Source organism: Agromyces mediolanus, assembly GCF_014648575.1.
In the GTDB taxonomy this organism is placed as follows: Bacteria; Actinomycetota; Actinomycetes; order Actinomycetales; family Microbacteriaceae; genus Agromyces; species Agromyces mediolanus.
In genome coordinates this window covers 2,003,155-2,019,703 of sequence record NZ_BMRJ01000001.1, presented here as the reverse complement: position 1 = coordinate 2,019,703, position 16,549 = coordinate 2,003,155, and the positions used below count along the sequence as shown (strand labels likewise).

The window sequence follows — 16,549 nt, the reverse complement described above, 5'->3', positions numbered from 1 at the left end:
GCATGACCACGATCGACATCCGTCTGGCCGAAGAGGGCGACTTCTTCGGCTGGCTCCCGCTCTTCGAGGCGTACTGCCGCTTCTACGAGACCGAGCTCGACGACCGCAAGGCGCTCACCGTCTGGACCTGGCTGCAGGACGAGCAGCATCCGCTGCGCGCGGCGCTCGCTGTCGACGCCGAGGGCACGCCCGTGGGCCTCGCGCACTTCCGGGCCGTACCGGACACGTTGAGCGCGACCACCGGCGTCTACCTCGACGACCTCTACGTCGCCGAGGAGGTGCGCGGCAGCGGCGCCGGACGCGCCCTCATCGAGTTCGTGCACGCCCGCTCCGCGGAGCTCGGGCAGGGCGGGGTCAGCTGGATCACCGCGGCCGACAACGAGCCGGCTCAGGCGCTCTACGACCGGATCGCCCGCCGCACCACCTGGGTCACCTACGAGATGGACGCCTGATGCAACTCGGCACCCGCTGGCCGTTCGGCAGCACGCCGCCGGCCTCGGTGCCGGCCGACACCCGCGCGCGGGTCGCCGCGCTCGAGGCGACCCGCGCCGACGGCGCCGGACGCACTTGGACGCTCACCTGGCTCGAAGGGCGCGCGATCGCCGAGCTCGATGACGGCACCGTGATCGACGGCGACACGCTGCGCGATGCCGCCGCATTCGGCGATCCGGACGACGAGGACGACTGGTAGTCGGTCTCCCCCGCCGTCCGGCCTGCACTACTTCGTGGCGATGATCTCGCCGTGCGGCATCAGCAGCCAGCCGTCGGGGTCGGCGGCCCAGTCGCGCCACGCCTGGGCGATGCGCGCCAGCTCCTCCGGGTTGGAGTGCCCGGACTCGATGGCGTGCGCCGCGAAGTTCGACTCCGTCGCGCGCACGGCCCAGGAGCCGCCCCACCACTCGCGGTCGAGCTCCGAGGCGAACACCCACACCGCGCCGGTTCCGGTGACGCCCGAGAATCCCGCCTCGCGGGCCCACGCGGTCAGGCGGCGGCCGGCGTTCGGCTCGCCGCCGTTCCAGCGGTGCACCGCGTCGTAGAGCTCCAGCCAGCGGTCGAGGCCCGCCGAGTCGGGGCTCCAGATCAGCCCGCCGTAGTCGACGTCGCGGGCAGCGAGCACGCCGCCCGGGCGGAGCACCCGGCGGAACTCCCGCAGCGCGTCGACGGGTCGACCGAGGTGCTGCAGCACCTGGTGCGCATGCACGATGTCGAAGCTGTCGTCGGGGAAGTCGAGCGCGTACGCGTCGCCGACGGCGAAGGAGACGTTCGAGACGCCCTCGCTCTCGGCCAGGCCCGCAGCTTGGGCGACGACGTCGGCCGAGACATCCACCCCGGTGACCCGGCCCGGGCCGACCCGACGGGCGAGGTCGATCGAGATGGTGCCGGGACCGCTGCCCACGTCGAGCACCTCGAGGCCGGGCCGGAGGTGCGGCACGAGGTACGCGGCCGAGTTCTCCACCGTGCGCCAGGAGTGAGTGCGCAGCACGCTCTCGTGGTGTCCGTGGGTGTAAGCGTCGCGGGGCGTGGTCGTCATATCGGCAACAGTACGCGCGCTCGGCCCTCTGTGACGCCGGACGACGGATGCCCCGGCCAGCAGCTGCTGACCGGGGCATCCGGGGTGGTTCATGTCAGATCGCGAAGCCGAGCGCGCGCATCATGTCGCGGCCGTCGTCGGTGATCCGCTCGGGGCCCCACGGCGGCATCCACACCCAGTTGATGCGGAAGGCGTCGACGTGGCCGTCGAGGGCCTGCGCGGTCTGCTCCTCGATCACGTCGGTGAGCGGGCAGCCGGCGCTCGTGAGCGTCATGTGGATGACGAGCGCGTCGTTCTCGTCGTCCCAGCCGAGATCGTAGATGAGGCCGAGGTCGACGATGTTGACGCCGAGCTCGGGGTCGACGACGTCCTTCAGCGCCTCTTCGACCTCGTCGTAGCGCTCCGGAGCGAGTGAGGTGACCATGGTCAGATCCTACGCCCCGGGTTACTCCGCCGAGGCGGTCTCGGCGACCTGGTAGCGGTCGTAGCCCTCTTCCTCGAGGCGGTCGGCGAGCTCGGGGCCGCCCTGCTCGGCGATCTTGCCGGCCACGAAGACGTGCACGAAGTCCGGCTTGATGTAGCGGAGGATGCGCGTGTAGTGGGTGATCAGGAGGATGCCGAGGCCGGTGTTCTCCTTCGCGCGGTTCACGCCCTCCGAGACGATCTTCAGCGCGTCGACGTCGAGGCCGGAGTCGGTCTCGTCGAGCACCGCGAACTTCGGCTTCAGCAGCTCGAGCTGGAGGATCTCGTTGCGCTTCTTCTCGCCGCCGGAGAAGCCCTCGTTGACGTTGCGCTCGGCGAAGGCCGAGTCCATCTTGAGGTTGCCCATGGCGGTGCGGACGTCCTTGACCCAGTGGCGCACGCTCGGGGCCTCGCCGTCGATCGCGGTCTTGGCGGTGCGGAGGAAGTTCGTCACCGTGACGCCGGGGATCTCGACGGGGTACTGCATGGCCAGGAAGAGGCCGGCGCGGGCCCGCTCGTCGACGGACATCTCGAGGACGTTCTCGCCGTCGAGGAGGATCTCGCCCTCGACCACGGTGTACTTCGGGTGGCCGGCGATGGTGTACGCGAGGGTGGACTTGCCGGAGCCGTTCGGGCCCATGATGGCGTGGATCTCGCCCTCGTTGATGACGAGGTCGACGCCGCGGAGGATCTCGCGGGTGCCCTGGTCGGTTTCGACGTTGACGTGCAGGTTCTTGATCTCGAGCACGGACATGATCTGGTTTCTGGTCTCTTTCGTCGTTCGGCGCTCGGCCGACTGGATGCTTGGGCTGAGCGGGTCGCTCAGACGGTCACGGTGACCGCGGGGTCGATCAGGACGTCGCCGCCCGAGATCTCGACCTGGTAGACGGGGACCGGCTCGTAGGCCGGGAGGGTGAGCGGCTTGCCGGTGCGCAGCGAGAACTTCGAGCCGTGGGCCCAGCACTCGAGCGTGTCGTCCTCCACGAAGCCCTCGGCGAGCGAGATGTCGCCGTGGGTGCAGGTGTCGCCGATGGCGAACACGTCGCCGGCGGAGTCCTTCACCACCGCGATCGGCACGCCGTCGAGGACGAAGCGCGACGCCTGGTTCTCGACGAGTTCGTCGACCCCGCAGACTCGGACGGCGGCCATCTCAGGCGCCCTGCAGTTCGGCTTCGAGGGCGGCGGTGAGGCGCTCTTCGAGCTCCGCCACGCCGATCTGCTGCACGATCTCGGTCAGGAAGCCGCGCACGACGAGGCGGCGCGCCTCCTCTTCCGTGATGCCGCGGGCCATGAGGTAGAACAGCTGCTCGTCGTCGAAGCGACCGGTGGCCGAGGCGTGCCCGGCGCCCGCGATGTCGCCCGTCTCGATCTCGAGGTTCGGGATCGAGTCGGCCCGGGTGCCGTCGCTCAGCACGAGGTTGCGGTTCTGCTCGTAGCTGTCGGTGCCGACCGCCGCGTTGCCGATGAGGACGTCGCCGATCCACACGCTGCGCGCGCCCTCGCCCTGCAGCGCGCCCTTGTAGGTGACGCGGCTGCGGGTGTTCGGGGCGTCGTGGTGCACGTACACCTGCTGCTCGAGGTGCTGGCCCGCGTCGGAGAAGTACAGCCCGAGGGCCTCGACGTCGCCGCCCTGCTCGGCGAGGTGCGTCGACGGGTTCACCCGCACGACCTTGCCGCCGAGCGAGACGACGATGTGCTTGAGCTTGGCGTCGCGGCCGATGCGCGCGAAGTGGCTTGCGAGGTGCACGGCGTCGTCGTCCCACTCCTGCACCGAGACGACGGTGAGGTTCGCGCCCTCGCCGACGATCACCTCGACGTTCTCGGAGAGCCGGGCGGAACCGGTGCCGCCCAGCACCACGAGGCCGCGGCTGTTGGGCGCCGCTTCGATCACGGTGTGAGCGGCGCGCGGCGTGGCGCCGAGGCCCGTGCGGGTGACGGTGGCGATCTTCTCGTCCTCGCCGGTGACGCGGATGAGGAGGGCCTCGCCGAAGTTCGTCCAGGCGTTGGCCGAGGCGCGCTCCTCGGGGGTGCCCGCGGTGCCGATGCGCGCATCGTCGCGGGCGATCCACTCGACCGCGACGCCCTCGGCGCCCGCGGTCTCGAGGTCGAGGCGTGCCCCGTCGAGCTCACCGGAGGTGAGGTCGGCGAAGGCGGCGACCGGGGACAGCTTCCATTCGTGCTCGCGGCCCGTGACGGGGGCGAAGTCGGCCACGTCGACCGAGCGGAAGCGCTCGGAACGGGTCTGCACCGGGACGACGGGGCCGTCCGAGTGCGCGACGAGACCGTGCTGGCCGGCGGTGGGCATGGCGGTGCTCTGCGTTGCGACGGTCATTGCTTAGCCGACCGATCCTTCCATGCCCATCTCGATGAGCTTGTTGAGTTCCATCGCGTACTCCATGGGCAGCTCGCGCGCGATGGGCTCGATGAAGCCGCGCACGATCATGGCCATCGCCTCGTCCTCGGGGATGCCTCGCGCCATCAGGTAGAAGAGCTGCTCCTCGCTGACCTTCGAGACCGTGGCCTCGTGGCCGAGCTGCACGTCGTCGACGCGGATGTCGATCGCCGGGTAGGTGTCGCTGCGCGAGATGGTGTCGACGAGCAGCGCGTCGCAGCGCACGGTGTTGGCCGCGTGGTGCGCGTTCGCGTCGACGCGGACCTCGCCGCGGTAGCCGGCGCGGCCGCCTCCGCGGGCGATCGACTTGGAGACGATCGAGGACTGCGTGTACGGCGCCATGTGGATCATCTTGGCGCCCGCGTCCTGGTGCTGGCCGGGGCCCGCGAAGGCGACCGAGAGGGTCTCGCCCTTGGCGTGCTCGCCCATCAGGAAGATCGACGGGTACTTCATCGTCACCTTGGAGCCGATGTTGCCGTCGATCCACTCCATGGTGGCGCCCTCGTGGGCGACGGCGCGCTTGGTGACGAGGTTGTAGACGTTGTTCGACCAGTTCTGGATCGTCGTGTACCGAACGCGGGCGTTCTTCTTCACGATGATCTCGACGACGGCCGAGTGCAGCGAGTCGCTCTTGTAGATCGGCGCCGTGCAGCCCTCGATGTAGTGCACGTAGCTGTCCTCGTCGGCGATGATCAGCGTGCGCTCGAACTGGCCCATGTTCTCCGTGTTGATGCGGAAGTAGGCCTGCAGCGGGATCTCGACGTGGACGCCCTTCGGCACGTAGACGAACGAGCCGCCCGACCAGACCGCCGTGTTCAGCGCGGCGAACTTGTTGTCACCGGCCGGGATGACGGTGCCGAAGTACTCCTCGAAGATCTCGGGGTGCTCCTTGAGCGCGGTGTCGGTGTCGAGGAAGATGACGCCCTGCTCCTCCAGATCCTCGCGGATCTGGTGGTAGACGACCTCGGACTCGTACTGCGCGGCGACGCCGGCGACGAGGCGCTGACGCTCCGCCTCGGGGATGCCGAGGCGCTCGTAGGTGTTGCGGATGTCCTCGGGCAGGTCCTCCCAGCTCTGGGCCTGCTTCTCGGTGGACCGCACGAAGTACTTGATGTTCTCGAAGTCGATCTCCGAGAGGTCGGCGCCCCAGCTGGGCATCGGCTTGCGGTCGAAGAGCTGGAGGGCGCGGAGGCGACGCTGGAGCATCCACTCCGGTTCTTCCTTCAGACGCGAGATGTCGGCGACCACCTCCTGCGAGAGTCCGCGGCGGGCCGAAGCTCCAGCGGCATCCGAGTCGGCCCAGCCGAACTCGTACACGCCGAGTCCTTCGAGCTCTGGGCGGTCGATCAGTACGTCCGTCATGCTCTCCTCTTCTCCTTCCCTGCGACCGGCTATCAGGCCGGCTCACCGTGCGCCGTGAATCGAGGTGTTCGCGACGACTGGTGATGTGCGGGCGGCTCCATTGCGAACCTAAGATGGCAGAGTGGCCGAGCGCGCGATTCTCCGCGCGGGGCCCGCCATCTGATCAAGTCTATAGGGTCGCCCCGACACTGGCTCCGTTCCACGCGACCCGGATGAGGAACTCCGCGTGAACCGCCCGAGCACCGGCCTGCACATCCCGACGAGCCTGCGGATCTTCGCCTGGTTGTCCTTCATCGCGGAGACGACCATCATCGCCACGGGCGGCGCCGTGCGACTCACCGGCTCGGGCCTCGGCTGCCCGACCTGGCCGACGTGCACGCCCGGGTCGCTCGTGCCGACCGAGGAGCTCAGCTACCACAGCCTCATCGAGTTCGGGAACCGCCTGATGACGGGCGTCGTGGGCATCATCGCGCTCGTCGTCGTGCTGCTCGTCTGGCGCCTCCGCCGCGAGCGCCGCGACCTCTGGGTGCTCTCCCTCGTCGTCATCGGCGGCATCGTCGCGCAGGCGATCGTCGGCGGCATCACCGTCTGGACCGGGCTCAACCCGTTCATCGTCGGCTTCCACTACGTCTCCTCGCTCGTGCTCGTCTGCATCACCGCGGCGTTCCTCGCCCGCCTCGACGCCGTGCCCGGGCCGCGCGAGCTCGCCGTCCCCCGCTGGTACGCGATCCTCACCCACGTGACGACCCTGGTCATGGCCGTCTCGATCGCCTTCGGCGTGCTCACGACGGGGGCGGGGCCGCACTCGGGCGACTCGGAGGCCGGCCGCAACGGCTTCGAGGCCGAGATCCTCGAGCACATCCACGCCTGGCCCGGCTACCTGCTGCTCGCCCTGACGGTCGTGCTCGCCGTCGTCGCCGGCATCCGCAAGCTACCGACGCTCAAGTGGACCCTGGTGCTGCTCGCCGCCGAGCTCGTGCAGGTCGGCGTCGGCCTCTACCAGGCGCGCAACGGCCTCCCGGTGCTGGCCGTCGGCATCCACATGGTGCTCGCCGCGCTCACCGCGGCGGCGCTCACCCTCGTCGTGCTGCACCTGAAGCGCCCCGTCGCCCAGGGCGCCGCGGAGTCGGAGCGCGCCGAGGCGGTCAGCGCCGCCTGAGCAGCGGCCGCGGCCGCGGCAGCGATACCGCGGCCTGAGCGACGGGCGTCGCCCCCCGCCTGGAACCCGACGTCCCCGAATGGCGACGGTGCCGGGCCCGAGGCCGGCGGCGCCGGAGGAGTGCGGCGCCACGGGAGGATCGAGTTCGCCACGGGCACCTCCCCTACCCGGGATCTCCTCCCGCGGTGACGGCGCGAGGGAATCGAGGAGAAGGCGGGGCGCCGCAGGCGGGCGTTCGGCAACGCCGCGTCCCGTCGGGAGCACCGAGCCCCGCGCCGGGCCGTGCCGCCGCTCAGAAGGGCAGCAGCGGGTCGATGCCGACGGCGAGGAAGACGAGCGACAGGTAGACGATCGAGCCGTGGAACACGCGCATCGGGGAGACCTGCTCGTGCCGGATCGCGAGGTTGTAGAGGCGGTGCGTCTCGTAGATGAACCAGGCGCCGGTGACGACCGCGACGGTCGAGTAGACGAGGCCCATGCCGGCGATCGGGATCAGCAGCAGCGAGCACGCGACCGTGGCCCAGGCGTACAGGATGACCTGGAGGCCGACCTGCGCGCGACCGCGCACGACCGCGAGCATCGGCACGCCCGCCGCGGCGTAGTCCGCCTTGTACTTCATCGACAGCGGCCAGTAGTGCGGCGGGGTCCACAGGAAGATGATGAGGAACAGGATGACCGGCGGCCAGCTGAGGTCCTCGGTGACCGCGGCCCAGCCGATGAGCACGGGCATGCAGCCCGCGATGCCGCCCCAGACGATGTTCTGCGCGGTGCGGCGCTTCAGGATGAGGCTGTAGAAGACGACGTACAGCAGGATGGCGGCGAGCGAGAGGAGCGCGGCGAGCCAGTTGGTGAACGCCCAGAGCCAGACGATGGATGCCGCGCCGAGTCCGTAGGCGAAGACGAGGGCCTCGCGGTCGCTCAGCTCGCCCGTGACGAGCGGGCGGCCCTGCGTGCGCTTCATGACCCGGTCGATATCGCGGTCGATGTAGCAGTTGAAGGCCCCGGCGCTGCCGGCGCTCATGGCTCCGCCGATGAGCGTCGCGATGAGCAGCCAGAGATCGGGCAGGCCCTGCTGGGCGAGGATCATGGTCGGCGCGGTGACGACGAGCAGGAGCTCGATCACGCGCGGCTTCGTGAGGGCCACGTAGGCGCCGAGCTTGCGGCGGAAGGTCGACGGGGCCCGGGTCTCGGTGGTCTCGCCTGTTGCCTGCATCGCTCCTCTTCCGGTGACGCCGCGCTGGTGATCGCGCGCGGGCACGCCGCCTCCGATTCTAGGCCATCCCCGCGCCGGCGCGGGGCCCACCGCGTCGCCGGGGCCCGCGACGTCACGAACGGCCACGGCCGAGTCCCCCACTCCATATACTGAGGGAGAGCGCGCCCGATGGCGCGGTGCCGAGCTGCCGACGAGTCGTCGACGGTCGGGGCCGACGGTCTGGGCTCCACCGCGCCGCAGCGATTCCCTGGCGGGCCCGGGGGCCGGTCGGCTCCCCGCGACCCCGCCACGACCGGAAGGAACAGCAACCTCGTGGCAACTCTGCAATGGGACTCCCTCGACGATCGCGCGGTCGACACGGCTCGCGTGCTCGCGGCCGACGCCGTGGAGAAGGTCGGCAACGGACACCCGGGCACGGCGATGAGCCTCGCCCCGGCGGCCTACCTCCTCTTCCAGAAGGTGATGCGCCGCGACCCCTCCGACCTCGATTGGCTCGGACGCGACCGCTTCATCCTCTCCGCGGGCCACTCCTCGCTCACGCAGTACGTGCAGCTCTACCTCGAGGGCTCCGGCCTCGAGCTCGACGACCTGAAGGCGCTCCGCACCTGGGGCTCGAAGACCCCGGGCCACCCGGAGTACGGCCACACCGCCGGCGTCGAGATCACGACCGGTCCCCTCGGCCAGGGCCTCGCGTCCGCCGTGGGCTTCGCCTACGCGGCCCGCTACGAGCGCGGGCTCTTCGACCCCGAGGCGCCGGCGGGCGAGAGCCCGTTCGACCACTTCGTCTACGTCGTCGCGGGCGACGGCGACCTGCAGGAGGGCGTGACGAGCGAGGCCTCCTCGCTCGCCGGCCACCAGCAGCTCGGCAACCTCGTCGTGATCTACGACTCGAACCAGATCTCGATCGAGGACGACACGAACATCGCCTTCACCGAGGACGTCGCGAAGCGCTACGAGTCCTACGGCTGGCACGTGCAGACCGTCGACTGGAAGAAGACGGGCGAGTACGTCGAGGACGTCGCCGAGCTGCACGCAGCCATCGAGGCGGCGAAGGGCGAGCAGGCGAAGCCCTCGCTCATCATCCTGAAGACGATCATCGGCTGGCCCTCCCCCGGCAAGCAGAACTCCGGGAAGATCCACGGCTCGGCGCTCGGCGCCGCCGAACTCGCCGCCACCAAGGAGGTGCTCGGCTTCGACCCGGAGCAGAGCTTCGTCGTCGCCGAGGACGTCATCGAGCGCACCCGCGGCGCCCGCGAGCGCGGCGCGGCCCTGCACCGCGAGTGGCAGACCTCCTACGACGCATGGGCGGCGGCCAACCCGGAGCGCAAGGCGCTGCTCGACCGGCTCGAGGCCGGCGAGCTGCCCGAGGGCCTCGAGCAGGTCCTGCCGGTGTTCGAGGCGGGCACCGAGGTGTCCACCCGCGCCGCGTCCGGCAAGGTCATCAACGCCCTCGCCGCCGAGCTCCCCGAGCTCTGGGGTGGCTCGGCCGACCTCGCGGAGTCGAACCTCACCACCATCAACGGCGGCGGATCGTTCGTGCCGAGCGAGCACTCCACCCACGAGTGGGCGGGCAACCCCTACGGCCGCGTGCTGCACTTCGGCATCCGCGAGCACGCCATGGGCGCCATCCTGAACGGCATCGTGCTGCACGGCCCGACGCGCGCCTTCGGCGGCACCTTCCTGATCTTCAGCGACTACATGCGGCCCGCCGTGCGTCTCGCGGCCCTCATGCAGGTGCCCTCGATCTTCGTCTGGACGCACGACTCCGTCGCCCTCGGCGAGGACGGCCCGACGCACCAGCCGATCGAGCAGCTCGCGAGCCTCCGGGCCATCCCGGGCCTCGACGTCGTGCGCCCGGCCGACGCCAACGAGGTGTCCTACGCCTGGCTCGAGATCCTGAAGCGCCGCGGCGGCCCCGCCGGCATCGCCCTGACGCGCCAGAACATCCCGGTGTTCGAGCGCGGCGACGGCGACGCCTCCGGCGAGGTGTTCGCGAGCGCCGCCAACGTCTCGAAGGGCGCCTACGTGCTGGCCGAGGCGGCGTCGGGCACGCCCGACGTCATCCTCATCGCCACCGGCTCCGAGGTGCAGCTGGCCGTCGCGGCCCGCGAGCAGCTCGCCGCAGAGGGCATCGCCGCGCGCGTCGTGTCCGCCCCGAGCCTCGAGTGGTTCGAGGAGCAGGACGCCGCCTACCGCGAGCAGGTCCTGCCCGCCGCGGTCACCGCGCGCGTCTCGGTCGAGGCCGGCCTCGCGCTCAGCTGGCAGCGCTACCTCGGCGACCGCGGCCGCGCCGTGTCGATCGAGCACTTCGGCGCCTCCGCCGACTACAAGACCCTGTTCCGCGAGTTCGGCATCACGACGGACGCCGTCGTCGCCGCCGCCAAGGAATCGCTCGCCGCCTGAGCGGGCACGAAGGAGCAACGAACCCATGAGCACCACTCCCACCGCCGCGCTCTCCGAGGCCGGCGTCAGCATCTGGCTCGACGACCTCTCGCGCGAGCGCATCGAGACGGGCGACCTCGCCCGCCTGATCGCCGAGCGCAACGTCGTCGGCGTCACGACGAACCCGACGATCTTCGCCGGGGCCCTGTCGAAGGGCGAGCGCTACGCCGAGCAGGTCGCCTCGCTCGCCGCCTCGGGCGCCGACGTCGACCGCGCCGTGTTCGAGATCACGACCGACGACGTCCGGGCCGCGGCCGACGTCTTCCGCGAGGTCTACGACCGCTCCGGCGGCTTCGACGGCCGCGTGTCGATCGAGGTCGCCCCCGGCCTCGCCCATGACACGGCCGGCACCGTCGCCGAGGCGAAGACCCTCTGGGAGCGCGTCGACCGCCCGAACGCCATGATCAAGATCCCCGCGACCGTCGAGGGCCTCGACGCCATCCGCGAGACCATCGGCGCCGGCATCAGCGTCAACGTGACCCTGATCTTCAGCCTCGACCGCTACCGCGCCGTGATGGAGGCCTACCTCGCCGGCCTCGAGCAGGCGAAGGCCGCCGGCCACGACCTCTCGACGATCCACTCGGTGGCCTCCTTCTTCGTGTCGCGCGTCGACACCGAGATCGACCAGCGGCTCGTCGCCATCGGCACCGATGAGGCGCTCGCGCTCAAGAGCAAGGCGGGCGTGGCCAACGCGCGGCTCGCGTACGAGCTCTACGAGGAGACGTTCGCCAGCGAGCGCGCCGCAGCCCTGCTCGACGCCGGCGCGAACCGCCAGCGTCCGCTGTGGGCCTCCACCGGCGTCAAGGACCCGGCCCTGCCCGACACCCTGTACGTGACCGAGCTCGTCGCCCCGGGCGTCGTGAACACGATGCCCGAGAAGACCCTCGAGGCCACCTTCGCCCACGGCGTCGTGACCGGCGACACCGTCACCGGCGCCTACGCCGAGGCCGGTGCCGTGCTCGACGCGCTCGCGAAGGTCGGCGTCGACTACGACGACGTCACCGCGCTGCTCGAACGCGAGGGCGTCGAGAAGTTCGTCGTCTCGTGGTCCGAGCTGCTCGAGTCCGTGGGCCAGGCGCTGGGGGCGGCACGATGAGCTTCCGCATCTCGGTCGGCGGTGCGGCGGCGGAGGCCGTCCGCCGCGTCGTCCCCCAGCTCGTCGCCGACCGCGTCGCGAGCGGCATCACGGCGCAGGACCCCGAGCTCTGGGGCCCGGCGGCCGAGGAGGAGTCCGCGAAGCGGCTCGGCTGGACCGAGGCCGTCGCGATCTCGCGCCCGCTCGTCCCCGAGATCCTCGAGCTCCGCGACGAACTCCACGCCGCCGGGGTCGACCACATCGTCCTCGCGGGCATGGGCGGCTCCTCGCTCGCCCCGGAGGTCATCACCCGCACCGCCGGCGTGCAGCTGACCGTGCTCGACTCGACCGAGCCCGGGCAGGTCCGCGCGGCGCTCACCGACCGACTCGCCTCGAGCGCGCTCGTCGTCTCGTCGAAGTCCGGCTCGACGGTCGAGACCGACAGCCAGCGACGCGTGTACGAGCAGGCGTTCCGCGATGCGGGCATCGACCCCGTCGGCCGCATCGTGATCGTCACCGACCCGGGCTCGCCCCTCGACGAGTCGGCGCGCGCCGCCGGCTACCGCGTCTTCAACGCCGACCCCAACGTCGGCGGCCGCTACTCCGCCCTCACCGCGTTCGGGCTCGTCCCCTCCGGCCTCGCCGGCGTGGACATCGCCGAGATCCTCGACGAGGCCGAGGCCATGGAGCTGCCCCTCGCGGTCGACACCGAGGAGAACCCCGGTCTCGTGCTCGGTGCCGCGATCGCCGCGACGCAGCCGCTCCGCGACAAGCTCGCGATCGTCGCCGACGGCACCCACATCGTCGGCTTCGCCGACTGGGCCGAGCAGCTGATCGCCGAGTCCACCGGCAAGGAGGGCACGGGCCTGCTGCCCGTCGTGCTCGAGCCCGGCGCGCCGGAGCTCTCGGGGGGCCTCTCCGACCTCCAGCTCGTGCGCCTCGTCGACGACGCGGGCACCCACGTCTTCCGCGACGACGAGAACGACGAGATCCGCGTGAGCGGCACCCTCGGCGCGCAGCTGCTCGTCTGGGAGTACGCGACGGCCGTCGCGGGGCGCCTGCTCGGCATCAACCCCTTCGACCAGCCCGACGTCGAATCGGCGAAGATCGCGGCGCGCGGCCTCCTCGACGCCCGGCCCGAGCCGGCCCCGGCGGCGTTCGTCGCCGAGGGCATCGAGGTGCGCGGCACGCCCGAGGTGATCGGCGCGGCGAGCGACCTCGCCTCCGCGATCGAGGTGCTGCTCGAGGAGCTGCCGGCCGACGGCTACCTCTCGGTCCAGGCCTACGTCGACCGAGTCGCGCACCCCGAGCTCGCGCAGCTGCGCGAGCTGCTCGCGGCGCGGGCCGGCCGACCGGTCACCTTCGGCTGGGGTCCGCGGTTCCTGCACTCGACCGGGCAGTTCCACAAGGGCGGCCCCGCGGTGGGCGTGTTCCTGCAGCTCACGCAGCGACCCGCCGAGGATCTCGCGATCCCCGAGCGGCCGTTCACCTTCGGCGAGCTGATCGCGGCCCAGGCCTCCGGCGACGCGAGTGTGCTCGCCGAGCACGGCCGGCCGGTGCTGACGCTCACGCTCACCGACCCCGCGGCGAACCTCGCGTCCCTCGTCGCCGCGATCGACTGACGGCAGGAGCCACCGCAGTGCAACCGGCACTCATCGAGGCGGGCCACAACCCGCTGCGTTCTCCGAAGGACTACCGGCTGAATCGCATCGCCGGCCCCTCGAGCCTCATCATCTTCGGCGTGACGGGCGACCTCTCCCGCAAGAAGCTGATGCCCGCGGTGTACGACCTCGCGAACCGGGGGCTCCTGCCCCCCGGCTTCGCGCTGGTCGGCTTCGCCCGTCGCGACTGGGAGAACGAGGACTTCGCCCAGGTCGTGCACGACTCGGTGAAGCAGTACGCGCGCACGGAGTTCCGCGAGGACGTCTGGCAGCAGCTGGCCCGAGGCATCCGCTTCGTCACCGGCACCTTCGACGACGACGACGCCTTCGACCGGCTGCGCGAGACGGTCGAGTCCCTCGACCGGGAGCGCGGCACGATGGGCAACCACGCGTTCTACCTGTCGATCCCGCCGAAGTCCTTCCCGCTCGTCACCGAGCAGCTGAAGCGCTCCGGGCTCACCGAGCAGCGCGAGGGCCAGTGGCGCCGCGTGGTCATCGAGAAGCCCTTCGGCAGCGACCTGCAGACCGCGCGCGAGCTGAACGATGTCGTCGCCTCCGTCTTCCCGCCCGACTCGGTGTTCCGCATCGACCACTACCTGGGCAAGGAGACGGTGCAGAACATCCTGGCGCTGCGCTTCGCGAACCAGCTGTACGAGCCGATCTGGAACGCGAACTACGTCGACCACGTGCAGATCACGATGGCCGAGGACATCGGCGTCGGCGGCCGGGCCGGGTACTACGACGGCATCGGCGCGGCGCGCGACGTGATCCAGAACCACCTGCTGCAGCTGCTGGCGCTCACGGCGATGGAGGAGCCGATCTCCTTCGAGGCGGCCGACCTCCGCGCCGAGAAGGAGAAGATCCTCGCCGCGGTGCGCCTGCCCGAGGATCTCGCGACGGGCACCGCCCGGGGCCAGTACGCGGGCGGCTGGCAGGGCGGCGAGCAGGTCGTCGGCTTCCTCGACGAGGACGGCATGAACCCCGACTCGACGACCGAGACGTACGCGGCGATGAAGCTCACGATCGGCACCCGCCGCTGGGCCGGGGTGCCGTTCTACCTGCGCGCCGGCAAGCGGCTCGGTCGCCGCGTCACCGAGATCGCGGTGGTCTTCAAGCGCGCGCCGCAGCAGGTGTTCGCCGACAGCCAGACCTCGGAGCTCGGCCAGAACGCGCTCGTGATCCGCGTGCAGCCCGACGAGGGCGTCACGATCCGCTTCGGCTCGAAGGTGCCGGGCGCGGGCATGCAGGTGCGCGACGTGACGATGGACTTCGGCTACGGGCACGCCTTCACCGAGGCCAGCCCGGAGGCGTACGAGCGGCTCATCCTCGACGTGCTCCTCGGCGACCCGCCGCTCTTCCCCCGCCAGGAGGAGGTCGAGCTCTCCTGGAAGATCCTCGACCCGATCGAGCACTTCTGGGCCACGCAGGGCCGTCCCGAGCAGTACCGCCCCGGCTCCTGGGGGCCCAGTTCGGCCGACGACCTCCTCGCCCGCGACGGACGCAGCTGGAGGCGCCCATGATCGTCGATCTGCCAGACACCACGACCAGCCAGGTCTCGAAGGCGCTCGTGAAGATCCGCGAGGAAGGCGGCGTCGTCGCCCTCGGCCGGGTGCTGACCCTCATCATCGCGACCCAGGCCGGGCGCGAGGAGGAGGCCATCGAGGCGGCGAACGACGCCTCCCGCGAGCACCCGATGCGCGTCATCGTCGTCGCCTCGGAGCCGGGCGCCGACGGGGCAGGCGTCGCCCCGCGGCTGGATGCCGAGATCCGCGTCGGCGGCGACGCCGGCGCGAGCGAGGTCATCGTGCTCCGCGCCTTCGGCGAGGTCGCGAGCGACGAGGAGAGCCTCGTGATGGCGCTGCTCCTCCCCGACGCGCCCGTCGTCACCTGGTGGCCGGGCAAGGCGCCGGAGATCCCGGCGCTCGCCCCGCTCGGGCGCATCGCGCATCGACGGATCACGGATGCCTCGGCCCAGCCCGACCCGCAGGCCGCCCTCGCGGCACTGGAGCGCAGCTACCGCCCGGGCGACGCGGACTTCGCGTGGACGCGGCTCACCCTGTGGCGCGCCCAGCTCGCCGCGGTGCTCGATCAGCCGCCCTACGAGTCCGTGACGCGCGTGCACGTCTCCGGCGCGGTCGACTCCCCCTCGACGACGCTGCTCGCCGCATGGCTGAAGCTCCAGCTGCAGGCCGAGACGAGCTGCAGCCTCGCCGGTGCCGAGAGCGGGCTGCACGGCATCCACGGAGTCGAGCTCGAGCGAGCCAGCGGCGGCATCGAGCTGATCCGCGACGTCCCGGGTGTCGCGACGCTGCGCCAGCCCGGACAGCCCGTGCACGATCTCGCGCTCCCCCGACGGAGCCTGCGCGACTGCCTCGCCGACGAGCTGCGCCGGCTCGACCCGGACGAACTCTACGGCGAAGTGATCACCGTCGGCCTGCCGCTGCTCGCCGACGGAACGGAAGGTGGACGAGGATGACCAACGACCGACGGGTGCTCGTGCACCCGGACAAGCCCGCGCTCGCGGCCGCCGTCGCCGCGCGGTTCATGACGAAGCTCCTCGACATCCTCGACGAGCAGGCGGTCGCCCACATCGTCCTCACGGGCGGCTCCATGGGCGGCGCGGTGCTCGAGGCGGTCGCCTCCTCGCCCGCCCGGACGAGCATCGACTGGACGCGCGTGCACTTCTGGTGGGGCGACGAGCGCTGGGTGCCCGCGGGCGACGCGGAGCGCAACGATGCGCAGTCGTTCGAGGCCCTCCTCGATGCGCTCGAGCTCCCCGAGGGCAACGCGCACCCGTTCCCAGCCTCCGACTCCGGGCTGGAGCTCGACGTCGCGGCCGAGGTCTACGCCGCCGAGCTCGCCGCGCACGGCGTCGACGGGCAGCCCTACCCCATCTTCGACATCACCTTCCTCGGCGTCGGGCCGGACGGGCACATCGCCTCGCTGTTCCCGCACCGCTCGGGTATCCAGGTCACGGACCGCACCGTCATCGCCGTGCGGAACTCGCCGAAGCCCCCGCCCGAGCGCCTGAGCCTCACCCGCCCGGTGCTGAACTCCTCGCAGCGCGTCTGGTTCGTGCTCGCGGGCGCCGACAAGGCCTCTGCCCTCGGCCTCGCGCTCGCGGGCGCGAGCCGCGACGAGGTGCCCGTCGCGGGCATCAAGGGCCGCCGCCGCACCGTGTTCTTCGTCGACCGCGACGCGGCCGCCGAGGTGCCGGAGCAGCTCATCGCGCCCGAGTACTGAACGGCGCCG

Annotated in this window: 16 protein-coding genes; 9 read left to right on the top strand and 7 right to left on the bottom strand. The window is 71.3% G+C overall.

Annotation, left to right across the window (positions count from 1 at the left end; all coding sequences use genetic code 11):
• Positions 1-2 precede the first annotated feature (2 nt).
• Entirely contained in the window at positions 3-452 is a 450-nt protein-coding gene (locus IEY71_RS09580) for a GNAT family N-acetyltransferase (RefSeq protein ID WP_189084961.1), read from the top strand.
• Entirely contained in the window at positions 452-691 is a 240-nt protein-coding gene (locus IEY71_RS09575) for a hypothetical protein (RefSeq protein ID WP_189084960.1), read from the top strand. The genes IEY71_RS09580 and IEY71_RS09575 overlap by 1 nt, the downstream gene beginning before the upstream one ends.
• 27 nt (positions 692-718) lie before the next feature.
• Here IEY71_RS09575 and IEY71_RS09570 read toward each other — a convergent pair whose 3' ends face one another.
• The 6 genes from IEY71_RS09570 to sufB all read right to left on the bottom strand — a co-directional run bounded on the left by IEY71_RS09570 (position 719) and on the right by sufB (position 5,747).
• The gene (locus tag IEY71_RS09570; protein WP_189084959.1) at positions 719-1,531 is read right to left on the bottom strand and encodes a methyltransferase domain-containing protein; all 813 of its coding nucleotides are present in this window, start codon (positions 1,529-1,531) and stop codon (positions 719-721) included.
• 94 nt (positions 1,532-1,625) lie between these two features.
• Entirely contained in the window at positions 1,626-1,955 is a 330-nt protein-coding gene (locus IEY71_RS09565; protein ID WP_189084958.1) for a metal-sulfur cluster assembly factor, read from the bottom strand.
• A 21-nt stretch (positions 1,956-1,976) separates the two neighbouring features.
• The gene (sufC, locus tag IEY71_RS09560) at positions 1,977-2,747 is read right to left on the bottom strand and encodes a Fe-S cluster assembly ATPase SufC (protein ID WP_189084957.1); all 771 of its coding nucleotides are present in this window, start codon (positions 2,745-2,747) and stop codon (positions 1,977-1,979) included.
• A 68-nt stretch (positions 2,748-2,815) separates the two neighbouring features.
• Positions 2,816-3,142, bottom strand: coding sequence for a non-heme iron oxygenase ferredoxin subunit (locus IEY71_RS09555; RefSeq protein ID WP_189084956.1), 327 nt, complete (start codon positions 3,140-3,142; stop codon positions 2,816-2,818).
• Between the two features lies 1 nt (position 3,143).
• Positions 3,144-4,325, bottom strand: coding sequence for a Fe-S cluster assembly protein SufD (sufD, locus tag IEY71_RS09550; RefSeq protein ID WP_373292254.1), 1,182 nt, complete (start codon positions 4,323-4,325; stop codon positions 3,144-3,146).
• A 3-nt stretch (positions 4,326-4,328) separates the two neighbouring features.
• The gene (gene sufB / locus IEY71_RS09545) at positions 4,329-5,747 is read right to left on the bottom strand and encodes a Fe-S cluster assembly protein SufB (protein ID WP_189084955.1); all 1,419 of its coding nucleotides are present in this window, start codon (positions 5,745-5,747) and stop codon (positions 4,329-4,331) included.
• 226 nt (positions 5,748-5,973) lie between these two features.
• Here sufB and IEY71_RS09540 point away from each other — a divergent pair, with 226 nt between their 5' ends.
• The gene (locus tag IEY71_RS09540) at positions 5,974-6,906 is read left to right on the top strand and encodes a COX15/CtaA family protein (protein ID WP_229781611.1); all 933 of its coding nucleotides are present in this window, start codon (positions 5,974-5,976) and stop codon (positions 6,904-6,906) included.
• Between the two features lie 292 nt (positions 6,907-7,198).
• Here the strand turns inward: IEY71_RS09540 and IEY71_RS09535 are convergent, their stop codons facing one another.
• The gene (locus IEY71_RS09535; protein WP_189084954.1) at positions 7,199-8,119 is read right to left on the bottom strand and encodes a heme o synthase; all 921 of its coding nucleotides are present in this window, start codon (positions 8,117-8,119) and stop codon (positions 7,199-7,201) included.
• Between the two features lie 312 nt (positions 8,120-8,431).
• Here IEY71_RS09535 and tkt point away from each other — a divergent pair, with 312 nt between their 5' ends.
• The 6 genes from tkt to pgl are packed head-to-tail and all read left to right on the top strand — an operon-like array spanning position 8,432 to position 16,540.
• Complete coding sequence (gene tkt, locus IEY71_RS09530; protein ID WP_189084953.1) at positions 8,432-10,522, top strand: transketolase; 2,091 nt, start codon at positions 8,432-8,434, stop codon at positions 10,520-10,522.
• A 25-nt stretch (positions 10,523-10,547) separates the two neighbouring features.
• Positions 10,548-11,657 carry a transaldolase gene (gene tal / locus IEY71_RS09525; RefSeq protein WP_189084952.1) on the top strand — a complete coding sequence of 370 codons (1,110 nt, stop codon included), beginning with the start codon at positions 10,548-10,550 and terminating at the stop codon, positions 11,655-11,657.
• Positions 11,654-13,258 carry a glucose-6-phosphate isomerase gene (locus IEY71_RS09520; RefSeq protein ID WP_189084951.1) on the top strand — a complete coding sequence of 535 codons (1,605 nt, stop codon included), beginning with the start codon at positions 11,654-11,656 and terminating at the stop codon, positions 13,256-13,258. Before tal ends, IEY71_RS09520 begins: the two co-directional genes overlap by 4 nt.
• A gap of 17 nt (positions 13,259-13,275) precedes the next feature.
• Positions 13,276-14,817, top strand: a complete 1,542-nt coding sequence (gene zwf, locus IEY71_RS09515; protein ID WP_229781610.1) for a glucose-6-phosphate dehydrogenase — start codon at positions 13,276-13,278, stop codon at positions 14,815-14,817.
• Entirely contained in the window at positions 14,814-15,773 is a 960-nt protein-coding gene (locus IEY71_RS09510; RefSeq protein WP_189084950.1) for a glucose-6-phosphate dehydrogenase assembly protein OpcA, read from the top strand. The genes zwf and IEY71_RS09510 overlap by 4 nt, the downstream gene beginning before the upstream one ends.
• Positions 15,770-16,540 (top strand): 6-phosphogluconolactonase, encoded by a 771-nt coding sequence (pgl, locus tag IEY71_RS09505; protein WP_189084949.1) that lies wholly within the window; start codon positions 15,770-15,772, stop codon positions 16,538-16,540. Before IEY71_RS09510 ends, pgl begins: the two co-directional genes overlap by 4 nt.
• Positions 16,541-16,549 lie beyond the last annotated feature (9 nt).